General features: G+C 68.7%; 21 protein-coding genes. 17 read left to right on the top strand and 4 right to left on the bottom strand.

Features of this window, described 5'->3' with window-relative positions; genetic code table 11:
* Positions 1–170 precede the first annotated feature (170 nt).
* The 12 genes from H4O13_11395 to flgL all read left to right on the top strand — a co-directional run bounded on the left by H4O13_11395 (position 171) and on the right by flgL (position 11,689).
* A complete protein-coding gene (locus tag H4O13_11395) occupies positions 171–1,106 on the top strand; it encodes a chemotaxis protein CheV (GenBank protein ID MBE5315989.1) in 936 nt (311 codons plus the stop codon).
* 124 nt (positions 1,107–1,230) lie between these two features.
* Positions 1,231–1,638 (top strand): flagellar basal body rod protein FlgB, encoded by a 408-nt coding sequence (flgB, locus tag H4O13_11390; GenBank protein MBE5315988.1) that lies wholly within the window; start codon positions 1,231–1,233, stop codon positions 1,636–1,638.
* A 5-nt stretch (positions 1,639–1,643) separates the two neighbouring features.
* Positions 1,644–2,054 carry a flagellar basal body rod protein FlgC gene (gene flgC / locus H4O13_11385; protein ID MBE5315987.1) on the top strand — a complete coding sequence of 137 codons (411 nt, stop codon included), beginning with the start codon at positions 1,644–1,646 and terminating at the stop codon, positions 2,052–2,054.
* A gap of 30 nt (positions 2,055–2,084) precedes the next feature.
* Entirely contained in the window at positions 2,085–2,744 is a 660-nt protein-coding gene (gene flgD / locus H4O13_11380) for a flagellar hook assembly protein FlgD (protein MBE5315986.1), read from the top strand.
* A gap of 23 nt (positions 2,745–2,767) precedes the next feature.
* Positions 2,768–4,000 (top strand): flagellar hook protein FlgE, encoded by a 1,233-nt coding sequence (gene flgE, locus H4O13_11375; GenBank protein ID MBE5315985.1) that lies wholly within the window; start codon positions 2,768–2,770, stop codon positions 3,998–4,000.
* 25 nt (positions 4,001–4,025) lie between these two features.
* Positions 4,026–4,769 (top strand): flagellar basal body rod protein FlgF, encoded by a 744-nt coding sequence (locus tag H4O13_11370; protein ID MBE5315984.1) that lies wholly within the window; start codon positions 4,026–4,028, stop codon positions 4,767–4,769.
* 23 nt (positions 4,770–4,792) lie between these two features.
* Complete coding sequence (gene flgG, locus H4O13_11365; GenBank protein MBE5315983.1) at positions 4,793–5,578, top strand: flagellar basal-body rod protein FlgG; 786 nt, start codon at positions 4,793–4,795, stop codon at positions 5,576–5,578.
* Between the two features lie 8 nt (positions 5,579–5,586).
* Positions 5,587–6,264, top strand: a complete 678-nt coding sequence (gene flgH / locus H4O13_11360; protein MBE5315982.1) for a flagellar basal body L-ring protein FlgH — start codon at positions 5,587–5,589, stop codon at positions 6,262–6,264.
* 8 nt (positions 6,265–6,272) lie between these two features.
* On the top strand, positions 6,273–7,379 hold the full coding sequence (locus tag H4O13_11355) for a flagellar basal body P-ring protein FlgI (protein MBE5315981.1): 1,107 nt from the start codon (positions 6,273–6,275) through the stop codon (positions 7,377–7,379).
* A gap of 12 nt (positions 7,380–7,391) precedes the next feature.
* Complete coding sequence (flgJ, locus tag H4O13_11350) at positions 7,392–8,534, top strand: flagellar assembly peptidoglycan hydrolase FlgJ (protein MBE5315980.1); 1,143 nt, start codon at positions 7,392–7,394, stop codon at positions 8,532–8,534.
* A gap of 66 nt (positions 8,535–8,600) precedes the next feature.
* Positions 8,601–10,490: a flagellar hook-associated protein FlgK gene (gene flgK, locus H4O13_11345; GenBank protein ID MBE5315979.1), complete on the top strand. Its 1,890-nt coding sequence runs from the start codon at positions 8,601–8,603 to the stop codon at positions 10,488–10,490.
* 2 nt (positions 10,491–10,492) lie between these two features.
* A complete protein-coding gene (gene flgL, locus H4O13_11340) occupies positions 10,493–11,689 on the top strand; it encodes a flagellar hook-associated protein FlgL (GenBank protein MBE5315978.1) in 1,197 nt (398 codons plus the stop codon).
* A 121-nt stretch (positions 11,690–11,810) separates the two neighbouring features.
* Here the strand turns inward: flgL and H4O13_11335 are convergent, their stop codons facing one another.
* Genes H4O13_11335 through H4O13_11325 form a run of 3 tightly spaced genes read right to left on the bottom strand, consistent with a single transcriptional unit; the run spans position 11,811 to position 20,379 of the window.
* Positions 11,811–14,684 carry an EAL domain-containing protein gene (locus H4O13_11335; protein MBE5315977.1) on the bottom strand — a complete coding sequence of 958 codons (2,874 nt, stop codon included), beginning with the start codon at positions 14,682–14,684 and terminating at the stop codon, positions 11,811–11,813.
* Entirely contained in the window at positions 14,684–15,127 is a 444-nt protein-coding gene (locus tag H4O13_11330; GenBank protein ID MBE5315976.1) for a response regulator, read from the bottom strand. The genes H4O13_11335 and H4O13_11330 overlap by 1 nt, the downstream gene beginning before the upstream one ends.
* Complete coding sequence (locus tag H4O13_11325; GenBank protein MBE5315975.1) at positions 15,127–20,379, bottom strand: PAS domain-containing protein; 5,253 nt, start codon at positions 20,377–20,379, stop codon at positions 15,127–15,129. The genes H4O13_11330 and H4O13_11325 overlap by 1 nt, the downstream gene beginning before the upstream one ends.
* A 246-nt stretch (positions 20,380–20,625) precedes the next feature.
* Between H4O13_11325 and H4O13_11320 the strand changes: the two genes are divergently transcribed.
* Genes H4O13_11320 through H4O13_11305 form a run of 4 tightly spaced genes read left to right on the top strand, consistent with a single transcriptional unit; the run spans position 20,626 to position 24,311 of the window.
* Positions 20,626–21,732 (top strand): FIST C-terminal domain-containing protein, encoded by a 1,107-nt coding sequence (locus tag H4O13_11320; GenBank protein MBE5315974.1) that lies wholly within the window; start codon positions 20,626–20,628, stop codon positions 21,730–21,732.
* Positions 21,729–22,850: an ATP-binding protein gene (locus tag H4O13_11315; GenBank protein ID MBE5315973.1), complete on the top strand. Its 1,122-nt coding sequence runs from the start codon at positions 21,729–21,731 to the stop codon at positions 22,848–22,850. The genes H4O13_11320 and H4O13_11315 overlap by 4 nt, the downstream gene beginning before the upstream one ends.
* Entirely contained in the window at positions 22,847–23,935 is a 1,089-nt protein-coding gene (locus H4O13_11310) for an HDOD domain-containing protein (GenBank protein MBE5315972.1), read from the top strand. Before H4O13_11315 ends, H4O13_11310 begins: the two co-directional genes overlap by 4 nt.
* The gene (locus tag H4O13_11305) at positions 23,928–24,311 is read left to right on the top strand and encodes a response regulator (protein ID MBE5315971.1); all 384 of its coding nucleotides are present in this window, start codon (positions 23,928–23,930) and stop codon (positions 24,309–24,311) included. The genes H4O13_11310 and H4O13_11305 overlap by 8 nt, the downstream gene beginning before the upstream one ends.
* Positions 24,312–24,420: 109 nt before the next feature.
* Here H4O13_11305 and H4O13_11300 read toward each other — a convergent pair whose 3' ends face one another.
* Positions 24,421–24,627, bottom strand: coding sequence for a DUF465 domain-containing protein (locus H4O13_11300; GenBank protein ID MBE5315970.1), 207 nt, complete (start codon positions 24,625–24,627; stop codon positions 24,421–24,423).
* Between the two features lie 179 nt (positions 24,628–24,806).
* On the opposite strand from H4O13_11300, the gene ttcA reads away from it, so the two are divergent.
* Complete coding sequence (gene ttcA / locus H4O13_11295) at positions 24,807–25,757, top strand: tRNA 2-thiocytidine(32) synthetase TtcA (protein MBE5315969.1); 951 nt, start codon at positions 24,807–24,809, stop codon at positions 25,755–25,757.
* Positions 25,758–26,014 lie beyond the last annotated feature (257 nt).

The following is a 26,014-nucleotide window of genomic DNA, read 5'->3' as shown; positions in this document are numbered from 1 at the left end:
GGCGGAATGGCTGGGCCGCGTGACCACAGCGCCGCGCGTGCTCCCCAGCAAGGCGTTGGGCCCGTTCGAGGGTCAACGGCAAGCGTTTGATTCGCGCGCATTTTGCTCGAGTTGGCGAGTGCGCGCGGGGGTCTTCCGGCGGGGCAGCTCGCCCCTCATCAGGAGTGCGCATGAGCACCGATCTGCTGGATCGCATTGAGCAGCGGACCCGACTGGCGGGTCACAATCGTCTGGCCCTGCTGCTTTTTCGTCTGGGCGGGCGCCAGCTTTTTGGCGTCAATGTTTTCAAAGTGCAGGAGGTATTGAAGCGTCCGCCGCTGCAGCCCCTGCCGCAGTCGCGCCCACCGCTGCTGGGCCTCGCCGATATCCGCAAGCGCTCCATACCGGTGCTGGACCTCGGTGCAGCCATCCGGCATCCCGAGTCCAGCCTCGACCGCTCCGACTACCTCGTCGTTACCGAGTTCAACCGTTCGGTGCAGGGCTTTCTGGTCAGCGCGGTCGAGCGCATCGTCAACATCGCAGTCGAAAACGTGAAGCCGCCGCCGGACAGCAGCGGCGGTTCGTATTTGACGGCGGTCACGCGCTACAACGAGGACCTCATCCAGATCATCGATGTTGAAAAGGTGCTGGCTGAAGTCATAGGCGGTGCGCCGCAGCTCTCCGAAGAGATGCGGCTGCAGGCCGTGGCTGGAGCGGGTGTGCGTGTTCTCATCGTTGATGACTCGCGCGTGGCCCAGCATCAGATCCAGGGCGTGGTCGAGACCCTCGGTGCCAGCTGCGTGCTGCTGCCGGATGGACGCAAGGCGCTGAACCATCTCAAGGACCTCGCCAAGCGCGGGATCAAGCCGTCCGAGCACTACGCCATGGTCATCTCCGACATCGAGATGCCGGATATGGACGGCTACACCCTGACCACCGAGATTCGTCGCGATGCCGAGTTGTCCGATCTGTGGGTGATGCTGCACACATCGCTGTCCGGCATCTTCAACACCGCGATGGTTGAGCACGTGGGCGCCAATGCGTTTGTTGCCAAGTTCAGTCCCGACGACCTCGCTGAGGGCGTGTTGGACCGCTTCGAGATGCTGGGCTTGACCGAAGAGGTGTAGTTCCGACGCCGACCTCCGCGCAGAGGGCGCCACAAAAATGACGTCAGAACTCTGACAAAAGCTCTGGCACAGCTCTTGCCGCTACTCCAGCGAGCCTGGCAACAGGCGTTCCGGAGAGCCGGACATGAGCGAGTCCAATCCCATCGGCGGCAACCTGTTCGGCGTGCACGGCGCGGCCTTGAGCCTGCGTCAGCAGCGCCTGCAGGTGCTCGCTTCCAACATCGCGAACGCCGACACGCCCCACTACAAGGCGCGCGACGTCGATTTCCAGGCTGCCCTGCAGCGTGCCATGGGCGAATCGCCGCCCGGCGCGCCAGTCCAGACGCAAGCCGGGCATCAAGGCGGAGTGACCGAGCCCGGCCCGGACAATCTCGTCTACCGACTGCCCCTGCAGCCCAGCCTGGACGGCAACACCGTTGACGCCGAGTACGAAAAGGCTGCCTTCGCTCGCGCTGCGTTCGAGTACCGCGCCAGCCTGAACTTCGTGGACGGTCGCGTGCGCCGGCTGTTGACCGCGATCACCGGGAACTAGCCGCCATGCCGTCGATGAAGATTTTCGATATCGCGGGACAAGCCATGGCCGCGCAGTCGGTGCGGCTCAATACGATCGCCAGCAATCTTGCCAACGCCGGCAACGTCACCGGCGATCCGCAGGCGGTCTACAAGCCGGTCGAGCCCGTGTTCCAGAGCCAAGTGCTCGACCCCTCCCAGCCCGGACTTGCCGGTGTACGGGTTACCCGGATCGAGCAGAGCGAGGCCGAACCGCTGAAGCGCTACGAACCTGGCAACCCGCTGGCAGATGCGCAGGGCTACGTCTACGCGCCGGACATCGACCCGGTCGCGCAGATGGTCAACATGATCTCGGCCGCCCGCGCCTACCAGGCGGACGTCGAAATGCTCAACACGAGCAGGGAACTCGCGCTCGCCACCCTCAACGTGGGCCGCTGACCGCGCGCCTGCACGCATTGGAGCATCACCATGAGCGTCAACAGTGCAGACCTGTACACCCAGCTGGGCGTGCGACAGCAAGCCTCGATCGGGCCGCAGCGGCGGACCGAGATGGGGCAGCAGGATTTTCTGCGTCTCATGACCGAGCAGCTGAAGAACCAGGACCCGCTGAAGCCCATGGAGCAGGGCGAGTTCATCGGCCAGATGGCCCAGTTCTCGACCGTCAAGGGCATCGAGCAGATGAACACCGGGCTGCAGAACCTCGGCCTGATGTTTGGCGAATCCCAAGCCCTCCAGGCGGCCTCCATGGTCGGTCGTAGTGCCTATATCGGCACCAACATCGCAACCCTTGAGGGCGAATCCGGCGTGCAGGGTTCGCTCAAGGCCCCCGGCCCCGGCCCCGTGACGGTGGAAGTCCGCACCCCGGGCGGACAGCTGGTGCGCAGCTTCGTGGTCGAGGCCCGCGCTGGCGGCGCCGCCGATTTCCGCTGGGATGGCCTGAACGCCAATGGCCAGCCTGCGCCCACCGGCGAGTACCGGATCACCGCCAAACAGAACACCACGGCGGCCCAGGTGCAGGTGGCGACCCGCGTGGAAAGCGTTTCCTACACCTCGCAAGGGGTGGTTCTGAACCTGGTCGGGGTCGGCCCGACCACCTTTGACCGCATCACCCGCATCGGACAGGCCTGAGAGGCCGGAAGAGGACTACCGCCATGAGCTTTCGCATCGCACTGAGCGGCATCAATGCCGCTTCCGCCGGCCTCAACACCACGGCCAACAACATCGCCAACGTCAACACCGTCGGCTTCAAGCGCTCGCGCGCGGAGTTCGGTGATCTTTTCGCCAACTCCGGCTACGGCCTGCAGCGCAATGCCATTGGCGCGGGCGTGCGCGTCACCAACGTCGCCCAGCAGTTCGCCCAAGGCACGATCAACTTCACCGACAACGCGCTCGACATGGCGATCTCGGGCAATGGTTTCTTCACCCTGAATCGCGATGGCCAGACCGTCTACTCGCGCGCCGGCAACTTCGGCGTCGACCGCGCAGGCTACGTGGTGAATCCGGTCGGCGACCGCCTGCAGGTGTTCCCGCCGACGGTGTCCGCCACCGGCCAGATCACCGGCTTCAACAACGGCCAGCTGACCGATCTGCGGCTTGCGCTTGGCGAAGCGCCGCCGCTGGCCAGTTCGATCGTCGAGATCGGTACCAATCTGCCGGCCGATGCAGTGCCTCCGACCGTGGCGCCTTTCAATCCGGCCGACGCGCAGACCTACAACTTCGCCACCACGGTCACCGTGTACGACTCGCTGGGCGTGTCGCACAACGCGACCTTCTACTACGTCAAGACCGCCAACCCCGGTGAATGGCAGCTCCACACCCAGATCGATGGAACCGCCGTGGGCGGTGCGCAGACCCTGGAGTATGGACCCGCGGGTGAACTGGTCACGCCCGCGACCGGCGAGATCACGCTGCCGCCGTACACGCCCACCACGGGCGCCAACGACATCGAACTCACGCTGCAGCTTGGCGAGTCTACCCAGTACGGCAGCACCTTCTCGGTGAACCGTCTGGTGCAGGACGGCTATCCGACGGGACGCCTGTCGAACCTCGACATCTCGGAGGACGGCATCGTCTCGGCCCGCTACACCAACGGCCAGGCCATTCCGCTGGGGCAGATCGCCATGACCGGCTTCTCCAACGTGCAGGGCCTGCAGAAGCTGGGCGACACCAGTTGGGGCGAGACCAGTGAGTCCGGGCAGCCGCAGCGCGGTGCGCCGGGCAGCGCCAATCTGGGCCTGCTGCAGGCCGGTGCGCTGGAGGCCTCCAACGTCGACATCACCGAGCAGCTGGTCGAGATGATCAACGCGCAGCGCAACTTCCAGGCCAACGCGCAGATGATCTCGACCGCCGACCAGATCACCCAGACCGTGATCAACATCCGCTGATCGTCGAAGCCCCGGAGCGAGCGTCATGGACAAATCCCTCTACGTCGCGATGACCGGTGCCGCCAGCACCCTGCGTGCGCAGGGGGCGGTGTCGCAGAACCTCGCCAACGTCAGCACGCCCGGGTTCCGGGCGCTGCTGTCGCATACCGAGACCTTCAAGATCGAAGGCCACGGCCTGAAGTCGCGCTACGACGCCACCGGCGTCGACGGCGGCTTCGACAACCGCATGGGCCCGCTGCTGTCGACCGGCAAGGACACCGACGTCGCCCTGCGCGAAGGCCTGTGGCTGGCGGTGGCCGACGGCGAGGGCAACGAGGCCTATACCCGCAGCGGCGAGCTGCAGGTCAACCAGAACGGCCTGCTCACTACGGCAGGTGGGCGTCAGGTGCTGGGCGAGAACGGCCCGATCGCGATTCCGCCGCACGCCAAGCTCGAAATCGCCGGCGACGGCAGCATTTCGATTGTGCCGCTGGGGCAGGGGCCCGAGACCCAGGCCATCGTCGCTCGCATCAAGGTCGTCGAGGCCCCGGCTGCGGACATCAGCCGCGGGCCTGACGGCCTGTTCCGCCGCAGCGACGGCGAGCCGGCGGCGCCCGTGGGCGGCGCGGTGCTGATGACCGGCGTGCTCGAAGGCAGCAACGTCAATGCCAGCGATGCGCTGGTGAAGATGATCGAACTCTCGCGCAGCTTCGAGATGCAGATCCGCTCGATCAAGACCGCGGACGAAAACGCCCGCGCCAGCAACAGCCTGCTGCGGATGGGCGGCTAGCCCCCCGGCATCGGAGTACAGCCATGTTCCAGTCCCTGTGGGTTGCCAAGACCGGTCTCGATGCGCAGCAGACGCGCATGACGGTCACCTCGAACAACCTCGCAAACGTCAACACCACCGGTTTCAAGCGCGGTCGCGCCAGCTTCGAGGATCTGCTGTACCAGAACATCCGCCAGCCGGGTGGCGCTTCCTCGCAGCAGACCGAGCTGCCTTCGGGCCTGACCACCGGCACCGGCGTGCGCGTGGTCTCGACCCAGAAGAACTTCATCCAGGGCAACCTGCTGCAGACCGGCAACGCGCTGGACCTCGCCATCAACGGCCGCGGCTTCTTCGAGGTGCTGCTGCCCGACGGCAGCACCGCCTACACCCGCGATGGCAGCTTCCAGATCAACAACCAGGGCCAAATGGTCACCGCCTCGGGCTACACCCTGCAGCCGGGCATCCAGATTCCCGAGGGCGCGCAGAGCGTGACCATCGGCAATGACGGCACGGTGTCGGTCCAGCTCGCAGGCCAGGCCCAGCCGATCCAGATCGGCAACGTCAGCCTGACCGACTTCATCAATCCCGCCGGCCTGCAGGCCAAGGGCGAGAACCTGTTCGTCGAAACCGGCGCCAGCGGCCCGGCCCAGCAGTCGACGCCGGGCCTGAATGGCCTGGGCCTGCTGCAGCAGGGCGCGCTCGAGAGCTCCAACGTCAACGTGGTCGAGGAGCTGGTCAGCATGATCGAAACCCAGCGCGCCTACGAGATGAATGCCAAGGCGATCTCGACCACCGACGGCATGCTGGCCTATCTGAACAACAACCTGTGAGCCCGGCCATGATCGCGCGCACCGCCACAGTCGCCTGCTTCCTGCTGCTCACCGCCTGCGCCGCAAGCGGCCCCAGCCTGCCGCCCGCCGGCTTCGAGCCCAGCTACCCCTCGAATGCGCAGGCGCCAATGCCCGCGCCCGGCGCGATTTATCGCGGCGGCGGCACGGGCGGGCTGTCGCTGTTTGCCGACCAGAAGGCGCGCCACGTCGGCGATATCCTCACCGTGCAGCTGGTCGAGCGCACCCAGGCCAGCGCGACGTCCAGCACCAACGCGTCGAAAAGCTCCAATGTCGCGGTGCCGGCGCCGACCCTGTTCGGCGCGCCCGCCACAATCGGCGGCCGCACGCTCGATTCCGAGCTGGGCGCAGAAAGCGAGTTCGGGGGCAGCGGCAATTCCACCCAGAGCAATCGCCTGGACGGCAATGTCACGGTGACCGTCGCCGAGCGCTTGCCCAACGGCTATCTGGTCGTGCGTGGCCAGAAGTGGATCCGCATCAACCAGGCGAACGAGCACATCCAGATCCAGGGCATCGTGCGCCCGGCCGACATCGGCCCTGACAACACCATCCTGTCCTCGCGCGTGGCTGACGCACAGATCGCCTACCGCGGTCGCGGCAGCCTCGCCCAGGCCAATGCCCAGGGCTGGCTGACCCGCTTCTTCCAGTCCGCTGCCTTCCCGATGTGAGGTGCCCCATGCGCCGCCTGATCTCCGCTGCTTTCATCGGTCTGCTGCTCGCGACAACGCCGGCTGTGGCCGAACGCGTCAAGGACATCGCCCGCGTCAACGGCGTGCGCAGCAACCCGCTGATCGGCTACGGCCTGGTAGTGGGCCTGAACGGTACCGGCGACCAGACCTCGCAGGCGCCGTTCACCGTGCAGAGTCTGAAGACCATGCTCAACGAGCTGGGCGTGACCATCCCGCCGAACGTGAATCCGCAGCTCAAGAACGTCGCCGCGGTGGCGATCCACGCCGAGCTGCCGCCCTTCGCCAAGCCGGGCCAGACCATCGACATCACCGTGTCCTCGATCGGCAACGCCGGCAGCCTGCGCGGCGGCGCGCTGCTGATGACGCCGCTGAAAGGCGCTGATGGCGAGGTCTACGCGATCGCCCAGGGCAATCTCGTGGTCGGCGGTTTCGGCGCGCAGGGCGCGGACGGCTCGCGCATTTCGGTGAACGTGCCCAGCGCCGGCCGTATCCCCAACGGCGCGATCGTCGAGCGCGCCGTGCCTGACGGTATGAGCGTCAATGGCGAGGAGCTCGTGCTCGACCTGCACCGCGCCGACTTCACCACCGTCCAGCGCCTGGTCGAAGCGGTGAACCGCACCTACGGGCCGGAGACTGCGCGCGCCGTCGATGGCGGCAGCGTGGCCGTGCGCGCGCCCTTCGACGTCTCGGCGCGGGTGGGCTTCATGGCCCAGCTGGAGAACCTGGAGCTCACGCCCGGCGACGCGCCGGCCAAGGTCGTGGTGAACGCGCGCACCGGCACCATCGTGATCGGCGCTGGCGTGCGGGTGATGCCGGCCGCGGTGGCGCATGGCTCGCTTACCGTGAGCATCGCCGAGCGCGTCGAAGTCAGCCAGCCGAATCCGCTGGCCGAGGGCGAGACCGTGGCCGCGCCGGCCAGCAACGTGCAGGTCGAGCAGAAGGAGAGCCGCATGGTGCTGATGGAGGGCGGCACTTCGCTGGAGGAGATCGTGCGCGCGGTGAACGAGGTCGGCGCCGCACCGGGCGATCTGATCGCCATTCTTGAAGCGCTGAAGCAGGCCGGCGCGCTGCGCGCCGAGCTGGAAATCATCTGAGGTTTGCCGCCCATGGACGCGCGCATTCCTGATCTCGCACTGATGAACCGGCTGGCGACCAGCGCGCCCGCCGCGCCCAAGGCGGGCGACAAGCTGGCCGACACCGCGCGCCAGTTCGAGGCCCTGTTCGTCGAGCAGATGCTGAAGACCATGCGCGAGTCCTCGTTGGGCGAGGGCGACGCGCTGTTCCCGGGCCAGTCGGGCCTGTTCCGCGAAATGCACGACCGTGAGGTGGTGAAGAGCGCAAGCCAGGGCGCGGGCTTCGGTCTGGCACCGCTGATCGAGCGCTCGCTGCGCCAGCAGCAGGCCGCGCTCGAAGGCCGCAGTGACGAAGAGGCCTTGCCCGTGCACATCGCGCAGCCCGGCCGGGCGTATTCGCTCGAAGGCTATGCGCGGCTGCTGCCGGCGCAGCGGATCGATCGCGAGGCGGCACTGCATCAGGTCGGCGGGCGCGGCGAGGGTGCTGCCAGCGGAGCTGCCAGCTCGGCCCCGCGGAGCGATGCGGTTCAGGCCGCGCCGACACGCGAATCGCGTCCGCTGGAGCGGCCGGCGGCCGCCAAGCCACCGGGCGTGGCGGCGCTCAGCGCCGGCAAGTCGACGCCCGAGCAGTTCGTCGAGCGCATCTGGCCCTACGCCCAGCGCGCCGCCCAAGCCTTGGGGGTCGATCCGCGCATGCTGGTCGCGCAGGCCGCGCTCGAGACCGGCTGGGGGCGCCATGTGCCCGCCGCCCGCGACGGCGAGGCCGGGCACAATCTGTTTGGCATCAAGGCGGGCCGCGGCTGGAGCGGCGAGCGCGCCTCGCACCTGACCCAGGAGTTCCGCGACGGCCGCATGCAGGCCGAGCGCGCCGAGTTCCGCACCTACGACAGCATCGAGCAGAGCTTCAGCGACTATGTGGCCCTGCTGCGCGGCAGTCCGCGCTATGCACCAGCGCTGGCCGTGGCGGCGGACAGCCGAGCCTATGCCTCCGCCCTGCAGCGCGCTGGCTATGCCACCGACCCGCAGTACGCGCAGAAGCTGACCTCGATTGCCCACGGCCCGCGCCTGAACCGCGCCCTCGAAGCTCTGGCCGCGAACGGCTCAGACCTCCGCGCGCCGGTGCTGGCGCAGAACCTGCAGGGAGCTGCGGATTCGGCGCTCGGCCTGCGCGGCTGAATCCGCACGGCGCTGCCGCCCTCAAGTCCGGCGCGTCCTGGCCGCTAAGCCGGGAGAGGTGATCCCATGTCCGATCCGTTTTCGATAGGCACGTCCGCCCTGCTGGCCTTCCAGCGGGCTATGGCCACGGCCAGTAACAACGTCGCCAACGCGTCGACGCCGGGCTACACCCGCCAGCGCGTCGAGTTCTCATCGCGCGTGGGCCAAGGCCAGGGCTTCGGGTTTCTCGGCGCCGGGGTACAGATCAGCGGCGTCAATCGCATGCTGAACAGCTTTCTGGTGTCGCGGCTGGATGCCAGCGCCTCCGAGCTGGGCCGGCTGCAGGTGCTGTCCGGGCTCGCCACCCGCGTCGACCGCGTGGTCAGCGAATCGGGCACCTCACTCACGCGGCCGATTTCCGATTTCTTCGATTCCGCCCAGGGCGTGGCCACCGAGCCGACCTCGGCGGCGGCCCGGCAGTCGATGCTGGATGGCGGCGAAAACGCCGCAGGCCGCTTCCGCGCCCAGGCCAACCAGCTGAACCAGCTGGATCTCGAAACCGGCCAGCGGATCGGCAATACGGTGACCGAGGTCAACAGCCTGAGCGCCCAGATCGCGCGCTTGAATCGCGACATCGTCCGCGCCCGCGGCGAATTCAACCAGCCGCCGAACGACCTGCTGGACCAGCGCGACCAGGCCGTGCGCGAGCTCTCCGCCAAGATCGGCGTGATCACCTTCGAGCAGGACGACGGCGCCATCAACGTGCAGACGGCCTCGGGCGCGAGCCTGGTGCTGGGCAACACCGCCCAGACCATCGCGGTGACCCGCGACCCGTTCCGCCTTGACCGCCAGCAGCTGAGCATCACCGGCCCGGTCGGCGTCACCAGCCTGCCCACCGCAGGCTTGGGCGGCGAGCTGGCGGGCCTGTTCAACTTCCGCAACCAGGTCATCGACCCGGCGATGGCCCAGCTGGGCCGTATGGCGATCGGCCTGACCGAATCCTTCAACGCCCAGCAGCGCGCCGGCGTCGACTTCAACGGCAACCTGGGCACCGACTTCTTCCGGCCGATCGCGCCGACCGTGCTGCCCTCGATCAACAACGCCGGCACCGCCAACTTCAACGCCGGCATCAGCGATGTCGGCGCCATGACCGGCCGCGACATCGTGCTGCGCTGGGACGGCGCCAACTGGCAGGCGCGGCTGGCCTCGACCGGCGCCGCCCTGCCGATGACCGGCACCGGCACTGCCGCGGACCCCTTCATCGTTGAGGGCGTCAGTCTTGAAGTCACGGGCACACCGGCTGTCGGCGACGACATCCAGGTGCGCACCGGTTCGGATGCCGCGCGGCAGATGGCGATGGCGATGACCGACCCCAACCGTATCGCCGCCGCCCTGCCGGTGCGCGCGAGCGCTGCGCTCGACAACACCGGCAACGGGCTCCTGGGCCCGCTGCGCATCACTGACCCCAGCAACCCCAATCTGCAGGCGCCGGTGGTCATCGAGTTCACCGCCGCCGGCGTGTATTCGATCAACGGCGCCGGTGCGTTTGCCTATACGCCGGGCGACACCATCGCGGTCAACGGTTGGGAGGTCACGCTCGACGGCACGCCTGCGCCAGGCGACCAGTTCAACTTCGCCGCCATGGGCCCGCGCTCCGGCGACAACGGCAATGCGCGCCTGCTTGCGAATGTCGGCAATGTCGGCGTGTTCAACGGCGGCAACCAGAACCTGACCGCCGCGCTCAGCGAGATGACCTCGCAGTTCGGCGGCGCTGCGCGCCAGGCCGAGTTCACGCTCGGCGCCCAGCAGGCGATCGACAATCAGCTGCAGACCGAGCGCGATGCGGTGTCCGGCGTCAACCTCGACGAGGAGGCCGCCAATCTCCTCAAGTTCCAGCAGTCCTACCAGGCGGCGGCGCAGATCATCAGCATCGCCAACGCGGCGTTTGACTCGCTGCTCGCGGCCGTGAGGCGATAGCCATGCGCATCTCCACCAATCTGCAGTTCACCCAGAGCCTGAACGCGCTGCTGGCGCGGCAGGCGGAATCCTTCAAGACCCAGCTGCAGCTGTCGACCGGGCAGAAGATCAACACTGCCTCGCAGGACCCCGTCGGCGCTGGCTCGATCGTCCAGCTCGACCGCGCCCGCGCCGAGCTGGAGCGCTTTGGCGCGAACTCCAACGTCCTGGCGAATCGGCTCAACCTGGCCGAGGTCGCCCTCACCGCCACCGGCGATCGCCTGCTGCGCGTGCGCGAGCTGGCCGTGCAGGGCTTCAACGGCACCCAGAACGCTGAGTCGCGTTCCGCCATCGCCGACGAGCTGGAGCAGCAGCTGGAGGCCCTGTACGCGCTCTCCAACAGCGACGATGGCAGCGGCCGCTACCTGTTTGCGGGCAGCCAGGGCTCGGCGATTCCGTTCACCCCGGGCCCCACGGGCGTGATCTATGCGGGCGATCAGGTGCAGCGGCGCGTCGATGTCTCGCCCTCGCTGTCGGTGGCCGATGTGGCGCCGGGCAGCGAGATCTTCCTGCGCGTGCCGACCGGCAACGGCACCTTCGCGGCGCGGCCGGATGCGGCCAATGCCGGCACCCTGATCCTGGATTCGGCGGGCCTGTCGGGCAGCACGCCCTGGGTGCCCGACAACTACCGCATCACCTTCGATGGCGCAGGCGGCTACAGCGTTCAGGACGGCGCCTCGACCGTGATCGCCACCGGCACCTATACCGCCGGGCAGGCCATCGAGTTCGGCGGCGCGCAGCTGCGCTTCAGCGGTGTGCCGGCGGCGGGCGACAGCTTCACGGTGCAGCCCTCGGCCCGGCAGGACATGTTCGCCACGGTGCAGGGCGTGATCGACGCGCTGCGCATGCCCTCGACCACGCCGCCCGAGCGCGCCGCGCAGCGCAACGCCTTCTTCGCCAGCCTCGAAGATCTGGGCGTCGCCCAGGACCAGATCATCGACGCGCGCAGCAAGGTGGGCGCCGGCCTCAACACGCTCGACCGCACCACCGAAGAGCGCGCTTCGCAGGTGCTCAGTCTGTCGACCACGCTGTCGGAGATTCGCGACGTCAATTACGCCGAGGCCGCGAGTCGATTGAGCCAGCAGCTGCTGATGCTGGAGGCGGCCCAGGCCACCTTTACCAAGGTCCAGGGCAACTCGCTGTTCAACTTCATCCGCTGAGCCCGCGCGTTCACCCAAGCAGCGCATCGCGTATGCCGCAACCCGCGCGCCCGCGCGCAGTCGGCGCCGACGCGTGCTCGATATCAGCGGCCGCAGGCGCGGCAGACGCGCCCTCGCGGGTTCAGCCGACCGACTCGCGCGCGGCGCGCTCGTCGTACTGGCGATAGGCGTCGCGCACCTGCTCGCGCAGGTCCTCGTCGTCCCAAGGCTTGGTCAGGAACTTGTAGATCGCGCCGCGATTGATGGCGTCGGTCAAGGTCGCCAGATCGGTGTAGCCCGACAGCACGATGCGCATGGTGTCGGGGTACATCTCCTTCACTCGCGACAGGAATTGTGTGCCGCTGATGCCGGGCATGCGTTGGTCGGAGACGATCACCTGCACGCGGTTCTTCGCCAGCAGCTCGAAGCCTTCAGTGGCGTTGGTGGCGGTGTGGATCACATAGCCGTCGCGACGCAGCACACGCACCAGGGCGCGCAACACGTTCTCTTCGTCGTCGACCAGCAGCAGGCCGCGCTCGGGGCGCGCCAGGCTCATCACCATCGGCGCCACGTAGCGCTTGGCCAGGAGCGTCGTGGCCTCGTCGGCCGGCAAGGGCGGGCTGAACAGGAAGCCCTGGAACTCGTCGCAGTGGTTGCGCAGCAGATAGCCGAACTGCGCTTCGGTCTCGACGCCCTCGGCGATCACCTTGAGGTGCAGCTCGTGGCCCATCGCGGTGATCGCGCGGGCGATCGCGGCTTCGCTGCCGGCGAGCGCCACATCGCGCACGAAGCTCTGGTCGATCTTCAGGCGATCCACCGGGAAGCGCTTCAGCTGGCTCAGGCAGCTGTAGCCCAGGCCGAAGTCGTCGAGCGCGAGCTGCACGCCGAGAGCCTTCAGCCTGGACAGCACATCCAGCGAGCGGGCGAGGTTCTCGACGATCGCGGCCTCTGTCGTCTCCAGCTCCAACATGTGCGCAGGCAGGCCGGACCGCTCCAGCGCCTCGCGCACCTCGTCGACAAAGCTCATGCGATGCAGCTGCAGAGCGCTGACGTTGACGCCGATGCGCAGCTCGGTGTGGCCCAGGTCGAGCCAGCGCCGGCCCTGACGGCAGGCCTCGTGCAGCACCCAGCGGCCAAGGTCGACGATGCTGCCGAGCTCTTCGGCCACCTGGATGAAGCGCATTGGCTCGATCAGCCCGCGGTCTGCGGTGCGCCAGCGCACCAGCGCTTCCATGCCGGTGATGCGGCCGTCGCTGCCGTTGACCTGCGGCTGGAAGTACAGAACGAACTCGTTGGCGGCGATCGCGCTCTTCAAGCGGCTGCCCAAAGCGAGACGCTCGCGCAGCTCCTCGGCGTGCGAGGCCGACGAGGCCAGCACCGAATTGCGGCCGCTGCGCTTGGAGCGGTACATCGCCGACTCCGAGCACTGGAACAGCTCGACCGGGTCGCGCGCGTTGTCGGGATGCACGGCCACGCCGATGGTGCCGGACAGAAAAAGCTGCGAGCCAGCGACCGGGACGGGCACCTCCAGGGTCTCGCGGATCTGCTCCGCAATGGCCAGCGGCTCGCATTCGCCGCGCCGGAAACGCAGGGACAGCACGAATTCATCGGAGGTCAGGCGCCACAGCTTGCCGGCGGCGCCCGTCACGTAGCGGATGCGCGAGGCAAGCAGCCTCAGGACTTCATCGCCGCCCCGGTAGCCGACGCTCTCGTTGACGGACTGGAAACGGTCGATGTCGATGCACCAGAGCGCGACCTGCTCGTCGGCTGCGGCGGCTTCCTCGAACAGGGGCCGCAAGGCGTCGTCCGGATCAATGAAGCGCGGCAGCCCGGTGACCTGGTCGTGGCGGGCGAGATAGGCCAGCTCGGCCTCGTGGCGACGGCGGTCGGTGAGGTCGGTGGACACGCCGATGTAGTGGGTCACCTGCCCATCCGCATCGCGCACTGGCGCCAGCGTGAGCTGGTTCCAGAACAGGCTGCCGTCGCGGCGGTAGTTGCGCAGCACGACTTCGCATTCGCCCTGTTTGCCCAAGGTCTCGCGCAGGGTGCGCAAGGATTCCTGATCGCGGTCCTCGCCCTGCATGAAGCGGCAGTTGCGGCCGAGGATCTCGCTGGCCTCGTAGCCGCTCATGCGCACGAACGCCGGATTGACGTACACCGTCGGCAGGTCCGGGCCGCGGGCGTCGGCGATCAGCATGCCGCTCTTGCTCGATTCGAACGCGCGCGCCAGCAGCCGGGCCTCGGCTTCGGCCGCGCGCTTGGCGGTCACATCGTTGATCAGCACCAGGCGCGCCGGGCGCTCTTCGAAGCGGATGTCGTGCGCCGTGATCTCGACCCAGATGACGCTGCCGTCGCGTCGGATGTGGCGCACCGGTCCGCGCCGGTAGGGGCCGGGCAGGCTGGCGCGCACGCCCGCCAGAAAGGCCGGCACGTCCTCGGCGGGGCGCAGATGGGTGGAGTCCATCCGCGCGAACTCCTCGCGCGAGTAACCGTAGTGCTCCACGGTCGCTTCGTTGACGGCCAGGAAGCGCAGGGTCTCGTTGTCGCAGACCCACATCGGCATCGGATTGGATTCGAACAGCAGGCGATAGCGCGCCTCGCTGGCTTCGATGAGACGCACGTCTTCGGCGCGATCGAGGGTGTAGCGCACGGCCCGTCCGAGCCGTTCCGCGTCCAGCCCACCCTTGACCAGGTAGTCGGCTGCGCCGGCCTCCATCGCGCGCAGATCGACCTCGCGGCTGCCCTGGCCGGTCAGCAGAATGACGGGCACCCGCGAGTCCGAGCGGGCCACCTGCTCGATGAAAGCAATACCGCTGTCCGGGCCGATGCGGTAGTCGACCAGGCAGATGTCGAAGTCCGACTCGCCGAGCAGACGGAACCCCTGGTCAAGGCTGCCTGCGGCCACCACCTCGGCGCGGAAGTCGACGACCTCCTCGAACAGCGCCCGGGTGAGGTAGACATCGTCCTCGTCGTCGTCGATCAGCAGCACGCGAATGTGCGGGACTTCGCGCGCCATCATCGGACGTCCCCTCCCGCCGGTGACGGCAGCTGCAGCCAGCGCCGGGCGATCAAGCCGACCATGTCGAGCAAGGCGCCGTACTCGGCGGGTTTCACGAAATAGGCGTCGCAGCCGGCGCGGCGAGCGCGGCTGCAATCGTCTTCGGCGGCCGAGGTCGACATGACCACCACCGGCACCTGCGCCAGCACGGGGTCAGCGCGCAGCCGCTGCAGGGTCTCGCGTCCATCCATACGCGGCATGTTGAGGTCGAGCAGGATGAGCCGCGGCGGCGAGGCCGGCGTGCAGTCGCTGAGCGCCTTGAGCAGGCTTTCGCCATCGCCATGAAAATCGAGCCGGCAGCGGATGCCGCACTGCTCGAAGGCGTCCGCCAACAGGCGCTGGTCGTCGCCATCGTCTTCGGCGACCAGGATCCAGCAGGGCAGGGTGTCAGGAATGGACATCAGGCCGAATCCTCGCAGACGTCGCGCGCGCTGGAAAGAGCAGTGGAAGCCGGCAGGTCGAGCGCGAAGCGAGCGCCCTCGCCGGGGCGACCGTCGGCGTGGATCTGGCCGCCGTGGCGCTCGACGATCTTGCGCACGATAGCCAAGCCGATGCCCGAGCCTTCGTACTCGCTGCGCCCGTGAAGGCGCTGGAAGGGCGCGAAGATGCGGTCCTGATACTTGTTGTCGAAGCCGATGCCGTTGTCCTCGACGAGCAGACAAACGCGGCCTTCGCGCTGACTGGCGGACACCCGCACCCGCGGCGCGCGGCCGGGGGCGGCGAACTTCAGCGCATTGCCGAGCAGGTTTTGCAGCAGCTGGCGCATCTGCGTCGGATCGGCCTCGACCTCCGGCAGCAGTCCCGCTTCGACGACCGCTCCACTCGCTTCGATGCGGCTCTCAAGATCGGCAAGCACTTCCGCCAGCACGCGCGACAGCGCCACGCGCTGCGGCTGGTGGGCATTGCGGGAGACCCGCGAGTAGGCCAGCAGATCGTTGATCAGGGTCTGCATGCGCGCAGCCGCCGAGCGCATGCGCTGGATGTAGTCGGCTGAGCGCTCATCCAGGCGCTCGGCCAGATGCAGTCGCAGCCGATCGCCAAAGGCCTGGACTTTGCGCAGGGGCTCCTGCAGATCGTGCGAGGCGACGAAGGCGAAGTCCTGCAGCTCCTGATTGCGCGACTCCAGATCGGCGAGTGCGGCCTGCAGGGCGGCCTGGGCGCGACGCGCTTCGCTGACGTCGGTGCGGATCAGGAAGACGCCGACCGTGCTGCCGTCGACTTCGATGGGCAGGGTCGTGTTGACCGTGTCGACGCGAAGGCCCTGCATGTCCGCCCCCTGCAGCTCGAAGCGCTGGATGCTGCCGCGTGCGGCCAGACCGATGCGCTGCTCGAACAGATCGCGGGCCTCGCGGCTGACGATGTCGGTGAGCGCCTGGCCCAGCAGACTGTCGCGAGGCCGGCCGCTGCTCGCCTCGGCGGCGGCGTTGCAGTCCTCGATGCGACCGCTCGGGTCGAGTGCGAACACCGCATCGGGCACCAGGGTGAACAGCGAGCGCAGGCGCTGGCGGCTGTCCTCGATGTGGCGCCGGGCGGCGGCGGTCTTGAGCGCGATCGCCGCCACGGAGACCGCCGAGTCGATCGCCTGCAGCAGCTCGTGCGAAGGGCCGTCGGCGTGATCCAGATAGCAGGTCAGCACGCCGCTGACGCGCGCGTCTGTGCCCTGGACCGGAGTGGCGACGATGCAGCGGATGCCCTCATTGCGGCAGGCGGCGTGAACCTGGTGAAAGGCGGGCTCGGCCAGCACATCGGCGACGATGATCCGCTCCCCGCGCTCGGCGGCGAGCCGGCTGGGTGCGACGCCGGGAACGCCGCTCAGGCCGCGCATCACGCGCTGGAACTCCTCGCCCAGCGAGGGCGCTGCAATGCCGCGGGCGCCCCGGTTGAGATCCAGCCCATAGGCGACCGCAACGCGCACCGCATGGGCGCTCTCGAGGTGGCGGACGAGGCCATTGAGGCTCTGTTCGAGCGGAGCGCCGGCAGCGATACCGCGCAGCAGCTCGATCTTCTCCTGCTCGCGGCGCTGCTGTTCGCGCTGGCGGGTGACGTCCTGCATGGTCCCGAGCAGGTAAACCGGCCGTCCCTCCGCATCTCGGGCGATCTCGGCCTGGGTGTGCACCCACAGCTCGCGGCCGTCCGGATGGTGCACCCGGTAGTCGATCTCGAACACCTGCGCGCCGTGCTTTGCGGCCAGAAACATTTCGCGCAGCCGCGGCCGATCCTCGGGATGGACGCGCTCGTTGGCGAGATCGAGCGCCAGCGGCCCGTCCTCCATGCCGAGGATGCGCCGGGCGACCTCGGAGGCCTCGAAGTCGACGATCTGGCCGCCGAGGAAGTGCAGCTCCCAGGTGCCCAGCCCGGCCACCCGCTCGGCGCCCGCCAGCAGGGTGCGGTTGCGGGAGAGGGCATCGAGCTGCTGCTGCAGGTCGGCGCGGGTGGACTGCAGGGCTTCGATCAGGTCCGACCAGTCGCGGGCCAACGCGAGAATCTGGCCGAACTGGTCCAGCACCTCCAGTTCGTCCTGGCCGAATTCACCCTCCGACGGACAGGACAGCAGCAGCTGGCCTCCGGCATGCCCTCCGGGCGCGCGCAGCGGCACGCTGAGCAGCCCGGCCAGAGGCAGATCCAGCGCTGCCAGGCTCAACTCGCCGTAGGCCGAGTGCGCCAGAAGTTCGACCTTGCTGAGGCGGCGCGCGCCGGTGCCCGCGAGCTGACGCAGGAAGGCCAGCGTCGACGAGTCCATCGCGCGCGGCCAGGCGAATCCCGGGCGCAGGTCCATCAGCGCTTCGCGGCCGTCATCGAAGCTGCCGCCGGGGGCCTCGACCAGCAGCGCGACACCGGCATCGAACGCGCGGCGGACCTCGGTCAGCAGCACCGGCACCAGGTCCGGGTCGCCGAGTTTCTGGCTGGCCAGTAGCGAGACCTGGTGCAAGGCCTGCAGCTGGCGCGCCTGGCGCTCGGAGCGGGCCAGCGCGGCCTGCAGCTCATGCGCCTGGCGCTTCTGTGCGCTGATGTCCTGCAGCGTCCCCGAGATGGCGCGGATGCGTCCGCCGGCATCGCGCTCCGCGCGCGCCAGACTCAGTGCATCGACCCAACCGGCGTCGCTGCGCTGCACGCGGTGCTCGTTGAGCAGTTCGCGGCCTTCGCTGAGCAGGGCGTCGAAGGCGGCTGACAGCGCCGCCCGCTGCACTGCCGGCACGTGCTGCAGCAGCAGATCGCGCGAAGGCGGCAGCTGGCCGGGCACCAGGCCGAGGATGCGATACAGCTCGTCGCTCCACAGCCAGCTGTCGCGGAACAGGTCGTAGCGCCAGCTGCCCACGCGGGCCAGCCGCTGCGCGCCGCGCAGGGCGGCTTCGCTGGTGGCCAGCTCCTCGGCGCGCTGGCGCTGATCGCCGATGTCGCGAAGCAGCACCGCCAGCCCGTTGGGATGGGCGAAGGCGCGCACCTCAAGCCAGGTCCGAGCCTGCGGATTGAAGGCCTCGAAGCGGGTCTCCGCGGTCTGGCCGAGTGCCCGTGCCAGCTCGACCAGGCGGCCTTCGTTGGCCAGATCCGGCCACAGGCCCGCGAGGCTGGCATTGGGCGGCAGCTCGCCCTCGCCCGACAGCATGCGCGCCGCCTGCAGGTTGGCGAAGGACACCCGCAGATCGCGATCGAGAAACAGGAAGCCGTCGCTGATGCTGGACAGGATCAGGCCGATCTCGTCCAGTGAGCGGTCGAGCGCGGTTTCAGTCGCCTGGCGCGCCGCGACCTCGCGCTCCAGGCCGCGGGCGATCGATTCGGCGTTGCGCGCGCGCTGCTGGGCGACCAGGGCCAGACGAAGCGCGGCCGCCAGGCTGCCGCCCAGCAGCAGCCCCATGACCAGCACCAGCGAGGGCAGGCGCGACCCCATCAGCTGCACCAGGCCGGGCTGCGGCGCCACGTGCAGCGTCCAGCCCTCGCCCAGGCCGCTGAAGCTGCGTTGCAAGCCGCCGCTGGGCGGGAGCGCGTCCGGGCTGCCGAGAATGGTCTGCTCGTCCTGCGCGAGCGCCAGTGCGAACTGCGCTGGCTCGAACTGCAGGGTGGGCGCGGTGAGGCGTTCAACGTCGACCAGCAGGCGCAGTCGCTCACCGGGTACGCCGCCGGCGGCGGAGACGATCATCCAGGCCGGTCGGCCCACGCCCAGCAGCGGTGAGGCTTCGACGGGGCGTTCTTCCTGCAGCCGCAGGAAGAAGGCGCGCAGCCGGCTCTCCTGGCGGTCGAGCTGGGGCGCCAGTGCGGGATCGCGCAGTTTCCAGCCGCTGCCCCGAGCGTCGGCGACCGCGATCACCGCCGGATCGATTTCGGCGAGGACGTCACGCGAGTCTTCGCCCAGCACGGCAGCGAGCCGCAGGCTGCGGCTGAACTGGTCGAGACGCTGCTGGAGCTGGCTCTGGACGAGATCCGCCACCGCAGCGGTGGCGCGCTCGATGCGCAGGGTGTTGTCCGGCAGCACGGCGCGCCAGCCGACCACGCCGAGCAGCACCGTCATGGTGCCGAGCGTCGCCGGCAGCCACGCGGCGAGCGGCCGCTGCGCATCGCGGCCGATATCCGAAAGCAGGACCAGGGCGAGGCCCAGACCGAACTGGCCCAGCGAAGCGAGCGGCCCCGGCGCCTGCGCCTCGCCCCAGGGGTTCAGACGGTCGGTTTCCAGCAGGAAGCCGAGCATGCCCAGTGCGGCGATCAGGATCAGCAGCAGGCCGCTGGCCCACGCCATGGTGCGCCAGCCGAGTCGACGCTGGCGGCGCTGCAGGCAGAACAGTCCGACGCAGGCCAAGCCCAGCGGCATCGCAGCGCTCAGGGGCAGGGGTGGGCTCAGCACGGCCTGCCCCAGCACGGGCGCAAGCCAGCTCGCGGCCGTCGTCAGCGCCAGCGCGGCCAAACCCAGCAGAACACCGCCTACGAGTCGCTCGCGTCGACCTGCGACGGCCACCAGGCACAGGGCGGCAGCGCCGGCGACGACGGGCGGCAACAGGTCCAGGTTGAGGTGCGGCAGACGCCCACAGGTGTCGACGACGGCGGCGGCCAGCGCGAAGGCGGTGGCCAGTCGCGCGCCCTCGCGCAGGCCGGGCGCATGCGGCAGGCCCCGGCGCAGCAGGGCCGAGCTGAGACCGATCGAAGCGCAGGCCAGCAGCAGCGGAAAGGCGCCGAGCGAGCCACTTGCGCTGCGTCCGCCCAGTACGCCCAGGGCGTCAAGCCCGCCGAGCAGCAGCACGGCGCCTCCGCTCAGGCTGAGCAGACTCTGGCGTGCGGGACTCGGCGGACGGCTCAGCCCGACAGCGGCGGCCAGGGCGGCACCCACCAGCAGAGCAAAGGGCTGTGACCAGGCGCCGCTGTCGATGTGGCGCCAGAGCAGGATCAGCAGACCTGCGCCGCCGATGGCCCAGGCCTGGGCTGCCATCAGGCCGCGCACCCGCGGCAGCGGCCATAGCAGGGCGATACAGGCCAGGGCCGCCCAGGCGGCGGTAACCGCTGCACTCCACAGGCCCAAGGCACCCGCGCCCGCAGCGACGAGGATCGCGAGTGCGCCGCTCGTTGCGGCCAGCGCCGCCGGCAGGCGAGTCAGTGGTTGGGCGGTGTCCAGGGCGTCCTCCGCGCAGCAGGCTCCAAGCTTACTGAACGCAGCCCCCCGCGAACGCATCGCGCGGCACGCGACATGCACGCAGCATCGCGATCCGCGATCCGCGCGCCGCGAACGGCGCCCCCCCCCGCCCATCCACCCCCCCCTCAGGTGACCCGCAACCGTGAAGACGCGAGGCCGACAGCGATGACGCTCCGCACCCGCGAGCGACAGATATCGACGCCTGCGCACGGTTCAAGCGACGGTTTTCCGACGCCCGTGGGTGGACCGAGCCATCGCTGTGAGCCGCCGATCTCGAACGAGTGTGTGTTCAGCGCACTGGCGGACCCCGGGCAGGCAGTCGCCGCACTGGTGACCGAGCTGGCTCGCCGCCGCCCCGGACGGACGCCGGCGGCGGTGCTGTTCTTCTGCGATGGCCTGTATCCGCTGCAGGCACTCGCCGATGCGCTGGCGCAGCGCTTCGCCTGCCCGCTGCTTGGCTGCACCAGCGGCGGCCAGATCGGCAGCGGGGGTTTCCGGCGCGGCGGCCTGTCGCTGCTGGCCTGCTATGGCGCCGGACTCAGACTCAGCACGCATCTGATCGAGCCCCTGGGGCGCGCCGATGCCGCCGTGGAGCGCATTGCTCGCGGTCTGGCGGAGCGTCCGCTGGCGCCGGGCTGGCGGCGTTTCGGCCTGCTGCTGGTTGACGGTCTGCATCAGGGTGAGGAGCGGCTGGCGCACGCGCTCTACCACGGACTGGGCGACGTGCCCTTCATCGGCGGCTCGGCCTCGGACGAGCTGCGCTTCGAACACACCCCGGTCTACTTCGATGGCCGCTTCCGCAGCAATGCCGCGGTGTTCGGCGTGTTCGAGACATCGCAGGTGTTCGAGGCCTTCCGCGTGCAGCACTTCGTGCCGCGCCGCGAGCGTCTGGTCATCACCGAGGCCGATCCCGAGCGCCGGCTGGTCATCCAGATCAACGGCCTGCCGGCCGCCGAGGTCTATGCGCGGACGCTCGGCGTCACCGAAGCCGCACTCAGCCCGGAACTGCTGGAGGCCCATCCCCTGCTGCTGCGCGTCGGCGACGAACTGGTGGTGCGGGCGATCAGCCGGGTGACCCGCGCTCGCGCCCTGCTGTGCATGTCGGCGGTGGAAACCGGCGTGCTGGTCGACGTGGGCGATGCCGGTGCGGCCCTGGAGGCGCTGCGTCGCGGCTTCGAAGCCGTGGAAGCGCGCATCGGCGAACCGGCGCTCGTTCTGGGCTGCGAATGCACGCTGCGGCGGCGGCAGGCCGAGCGCGACAATCAGCTGGGGGCGATCGGCGACTTTCTTGCCGAGCGCAGGGTGTTCGGATTCTCCACCCACGGCGAACAGTTCAACGGCCTGCACATCAACCAGTCGTTCACAGCGATTGCCGTGGCCGCCCACCCATGAGCGTGACTGACCCTTCCGTTCCGCCGGCAGCGATGTCGGAGGCCGCCTGCACCGACGATCCGGCCGAGCTCAAGCGCATGCTGACGGCGCGTGATCGCACCATCGAAGTGCTGATCAAACGGCTGGAGTCGCGCAGCAGCGATCCCTCGGCCTTCGCCCTGCTCGAACAGAACCTTGCGCTCGAAGCGGTGGTCTCGCGAAAGACCCGCGAGCTTGAACGTGAGCGGCTGCAGCTGCAGCAGGCGCTGTCCGAGCTGCGCAGCACCCAGGCGCGCCTGCTGCAGTCGCAGAAAATGGAGGCGATCGGCCAGCTTGCGGCGGGCGTGGCCCACGAGATCAACACGCCGGTGCAGTACGTCAGCGACAACGTCAGCTTTCTGCGCTCGGGTTTCGAAGCCTTGCTGAGCGTGGTGGACCAGTACCTCGGGCTGCTGGCCGAGGCGCGCCAGGCGCCGCTGTCCGCCGAGCGTCTCGATGCCGCCGAGGCAGCGCTCAAGGCCGCCCGCCTCGACTACCTGCGGCGCAACGTGCCCGACGCTTTCGACGAGTCGCAGGAAGGCCTGCATCGGGTATCGCACATCGTCATGGCGATGAAGCGCTTTTCGCATCCCTCGGGCGAGGACCAGGAGCCGGTCGAGCTCAGCGAGCTGATTGACACAACCGTGATGGTCGCGCGAAACGAGTGGAAGTACGTCGCTGATCTCGACACCGACTTCGACCCTGAGCTGCCGCCCGTGCCGTGCTTTCGCGATGAGCTGAGTCAGGTGGTGCTTAACCTCATCGTCAATGCCTCGCACGCGATCGGCGACATCGTGCTGAAGGACCCTGGCAGCAAAGGTCGCATCCGCATCAGCACGCGCCTTGCCAGCGACATGGCCGAGATCCGCGTGGCCGATACCGGCGGCGGCATTCCGGAGGCGATCCAGCGTTCGGTGTTCGATCCCTTCTTCACCACCAAGCCGGTGGGCAAGGGCACGGGTCAGGGCCTGTCGATGGCTTACGCCACCATCGTCGACAAGCACAAGGGCCGCATCCACTTCGAAACCGAGCCCGGCATCGGCACCACCTTCATCATCGGCCTGCCGCTGCGGCCGCAGCTCGGTGGAGAGCCCGAATGAGAGTTCTGTTCGTGGACGATGAGCGGCGCGTGCTGGTCGGGCTGGAACGCATGCTGTTCGGGCTCAACCGCGACTGGGAGATCCTGCTTGCTGACGGTGGCGAGGCCGCGCTGGCCGAGTTTGATCGCGGGCCGATCGATGTGGTGGTCACCGACATGCGCATGCCGGGCATGGACGGCGCTGAACTGCTGAAGCGAGTGCAGCAGAGGTCGCCTTCGACGCTGCGCATGCTGCTGTCGGGCCACACCGAAACCCAGGCCGCGATGCGCGCGCTCAACGTGGCCCAGCAGTTCCTGTCGAAGCCCTGTGAGCCGCAGCTGCTGGTCGACACCATTGAAGGGGCGGTCGCGCTCAGGAACCTGCTGGCCGACCCGGCGATCGGCGAGGTGGTGGGTCGTATCAAGCGCCTGCCCGCAGCGCCCCACGTGTTCGCCAAGTTGAACCAGGCCCTGCAGGATCCGAACTGCGATGCGCGCCAGATCGGCGCGATCCTCGCCGAAGATCCCGCGATGACGGCCAAGGTGCTGCACATGGCCAACTCGGCGTTCTTCCCCTCGAGCAGTCGGGCGGTCACCGATCTCAAGACGGCGGTCTCGCGCATTGGTTCAACCATGATCCGCAACCTGGTGCTGGCCGCCGAGGTGTTCAGCCAGGAGGCCGGACGTGTCGATGTGGAAGCCCTGCAGCGTCAGGCCCTGCTGAGTTCGCTGATCGCAGCGCGGGTGGCCGCCGGACGCGCCGATGCCGATCAGGCGGGCATCGCCGGTCTGCTCGCCAACGTCGGGCTGCTGCTGCCGCAGCCCGAGGGCGACGCAGCGCAGCGCTTCAGTTACGCCGAGCTGGGGGCCTATCTGCTGGGCGTCTGGGGTCTGCCCATGGCGATTGTCGAAGCCGTCGCCCATCACCGTCAGCCGCAGCGCGCCAGCCAGCGCGAATTCGGCTTGGCCGGCATCGTCCACGTCGCCGCTGCCTTGGCCGGCGAGGACGAGATCGACCTCGCCTACCTCGAACGCGTGCGCGTGGCCGATCGCCTCGAGGACTGGCGCGACAAGGCCGAGCGCATCCGGGAGAGCAGCCATGGCTGAGGCCCTGCCGCGCGTGCTGGCGGTCGACGACGAGCCCAACATCCTGCGCGCCCTGAACCGCAGCCTGTTCGGCGCGGTCGAGCTGATCACCGCCGTCGGGCCCGATGAGGGGCTGCACGCGCTCGAATCCGAACCCGCTTTCGACGTGGTGCTGTCCGACATGCGCATGCCCGGCATGGACGGCGTGCGCTTCCTGCAGACCGTGGCCGAGCGCTGGCCCGGCACCGTACGCATTCTGCTGACCGGCATGGGCGACACCGGCAGCAGCGATGCCGCGCGCGCCAGCGGTGCGATCCACCGCGTGCTGGCCAAGCCTTGCCCGGCGGAGGATCTGAAACGCGCCATCGCCGAGGCCATGCATCGAACCGGGGCCTGATGGCCACGGCGCGGTTGCACAGGTCGACGCCGGATACGCTTGTTCTCGAATCCCGAATCCCGAATCCCGAATCCCGAATCCCGAATCCCGAATCCCGAATCCCGGCGCTTCAGGCATCCAGGTCGGGAATCAGCTCACTCTCCAGACGCGCGATCACGTCCTTGATCCGCAGCTTGCGCTTCTTCAATCGCCGCAGCTGCAGTTCATCTGCGCCTGGCGTCTGCCCAAGGCGTTCGATGGCGCTATCGAGGTCGCGGTGCTCGAGCTTCAGCTCGGCCAACTGCCTCACCACCTCGGCGGTATCGCTCGACAGCATCGGAAACCCAGGGATCGCGTGCGCGGGAGCGGTGAGCTTACCCACCCCCCGCGGCCGCGCAAGAGGCCCGGCGCCGGGCGCATCGGGCAGCCCTTGCGCACGGTCGAGGCGATCCGGGGGCGCTGCTAAACTGCGCGACCGGGTCTGCTCCCGGCCGACGGCTCCTACGCCCCTCATCAATGCCCTTTCCGCCCATGTCCAGCGCCCGCAAGCACGAGTACGAGCACAACAAGCTGGCCAAGCGCCTGCGCCACCAGGTCGGCGAGGCCATCGCCGACTTCGGCATGATCGAGGAAGGCGACAAGGTCATGGTCTGCCTGTCCGGCGGCAAGGACAGCTACACCCTGCTGGATGTGCTGATGCAGCTGCAGGCCAAGGCGCCGGTGCGCTTCGAGCTGGTGGCGGTCAACCTCGACCAGAAGCAGCCCGACTTTCCCGAGCACATCCTGCCCGCCTACCTCGAAAGCCTTGGCGTGCCCTTCAAGATCCTGGAGCAGGACACCTACTCGGTCGTCAAGCGCGTGGTGCCCGAGGGCAAAACCATGTGCTCGCTGTGCTCGCGCCTGCGCCGCGGAGCGCTCTACACCTATGCCGCCGAGCAGGGCTTCACCAAGATCGCCCTGGGCCATCACCGCGATGACCTGCTGGCGACCTTCTTCATGAACCTGTTCTTCCACGCCAAGCTCTCGGGCATGCCGCCCAAGCTGCGCTCGGACGACGGCCGCCACATCGTGATCCGCCCCCTGGCCTACGTGGCCGAGGCTGATATCGCGCGCTACGCCGAGGCCAAGGGCTTTCCGATCATTCCCTGCAATCTGTGCGGCTCGCAGGAAAACCTGCAGCGCAAGCAGGTGCGACGGATGATGGACGAGTGGGAGCGCACCGCGCCGGGTCGGCTGGAAACCATGGCGCGTGCGCTGGGCGATATTCGCCCTTCGCAGCTGTCGGACCGCACTCTTTTCGATTTCCTCTCGCTGGGCCGCGCGTCCGACGCACCGCTGCCCGATGCGCATGCGTGGCTGGCAGGGGAGCCTGCGGAGGTCGCAAGCCAAGCGCGCGCAGCTGCCGCAGTCGAACCGCTCGATGCGCCTGCACGCCTGCTGGAGATTCCGGTGCGGCTGCAGGCGTGATCGTCTGTTGCCAACTTGCTCAGATCCCGTGCCGCGCTCGATCCGCACATCGCTCCCCTCTCCCTGTGGGAGAGGGCTTGGGGGAGAGGGTCCGGGACTCGCGCATGGATGAGCAGCTTGCAGCTGAAGCGCCGAGCTCGCCGCCATGAGGAATCAGGATCGAGCGGATTGCCACTTGATGGGCGGCCGAACCCTCTCCCCAACCCCGACCTTCGCTCCGCTCGGGCTCGCCGACCCGTGGGCTGCCACCGGCAGCC

This window comes from Lysobacterales bacterium (assembly GCA_014946745.1).
Classification (GTDB): Bacteria; Pseudomonadota; Gammaproteobacteria; order Xanthomonadales; family Xanthomonadaceae; genus Aquimonas.
This window is presented reverse-complemented; position numbering and strand designations above follow the sequence as displayed.

Excerpts from the sequence above, each read along its gene's own strand:
- flgE (MBE5315985.1), top strand. The coding sequence starts at position 2,768 with ATGAGCTTTCGCATCGCACTGAGCGGCATCAATGCCGCTTCCGCCGGC.
- H4O13_11355 (MBE5315981.1), top strand. The coding sequence starts at position 6,273 with ATGCGCCGCCTGATCTCCGCTGCTTTCATCGGTCTGCTGCTCGCGACA.
- H4O13_11330 (MBE5315976.1), bottom strand. The coding sequence starts at position 15,127 with ATGTCCATTCCTGACACCCTGCCCTGCTGGATCCTGGTCGCCGAAGAC.
- flgC (MBE5315987.1), top strand. The coding sequence starts at position 1,644 with ATGCCGTCGATGAAGATTTTCGATATCGCGGGACAAGCCATGGCCGCG.
- ttcA (MBE5315969.1), top strand. The coding sequence starts at position 24,807 with ATGCCCTTTCCGCCCATGTCCAGCGCCCGCAAGCACGAGTACGAGCAC.
- flgB (MBE5315988.1), top strand. The coding sequence starts at position 1,231 with ATGAGCGAGTCCAATCCCATCGGCGGCAACCTGTTCGGCGTGCACGGC.
- H4O13_11315 (MBE5315973.1), top strand. The coding sequence starts at position 21,729 with ATGAGCGTGACTGACCCTTCCGTTCCGCCGGCAGCGATGTCGGAGGCC.
- H4O13_11310 (MBE5315972.1), top strand. The coding sequence starts at position 22,847 with ATGAGAGTTCTGTTCGTGGACGATGAGCGGCGCGTGCTGGTCGGGCTG.
- flgJ (MBE5315980.1), top strand. The coding sequence starts at position 7,392 with ATGGACGCGCGCATTCCTGATCTCGCACTGATGAACCGGCTGGCGACC.
- flgG (MBE5315983.1), top strand. The coding sequence starts at position 4,793 with ATGTTCCAGTCCCTGTGGGTTGCCAAGACCGGTCTCGATGCGCAGCAG.
- H4O13_11395 (MBE5315989.1), top strand. The coding sequence starts at position 171 with ATGAGCACCGATCTGCTGGATCGCATTGAGCAGCGGACCCGACTGGCG.
- H4O13_11370 (MBE5315984.1), top strand. The coding sequence starts at position 4,026 with ATGGACAAATCCCTCTACGTCGCGATGACCGGTGCCGCCAGCACCCTG.
- flgD (MBE5315986.1), top strand. The coding sequence starts at position 2,085 with ATGAGCGTCAACAGTGCAGACCTGTACACCCAGCTGGGCGTGCGACAG.
- flgL (MBE5315978.1), top strand. The coding sequence starts at position 10,493 with ATGCGCATCTCCACCAATCTGCAGTTCACCCAGAGCCTGAACGCGCTG.
- H4O13_11325 (MBE5315975.1), bottom strand. The coding sequence starts at position 20,379 with ATGCGTTCGCGGGGGGCTGCGTTCAGTAAGCTTGGAGCCTGCTGCGCG.
- flgK (MBE5315979.1), top strand. The coding sequence starts at position 8,601 with ATGTCCGATCCGTTTTCGATAGGCACGTCCGCCCTGCTGGCCTTCCAG.
- H4O13_11335 (MBE5315977.1), bottom strand. The coding sequence starts at position 14,684 with ATGGCGCGCGAAGTCCCGCACATTCGCGTGCTGCTGATCGACGACGAC.
- H4O13_11300 (MBE5315970.1), bottom strand. The coding sequence starts at position 24,627 with ATGCTGTCGAGCGATACCGCCGAGGTGGTGAGGCAGTTGGCCGAGCTG.
- H4O13_11305 (MBE5315971.1), top strand. The coding sequence starts at position 23,928 with ATGGCTGAGGCCCTGCCGCGCGTGCTGGCGGTCGACGACGAGCCCAAC.
- flgH (MBE5315982.1), top strand. The coding sequence starts at position 5,587 with ATGATCGCGCGCACCGCCACAGTCGCCTGCTTCCTGCTGCTCACCGCC.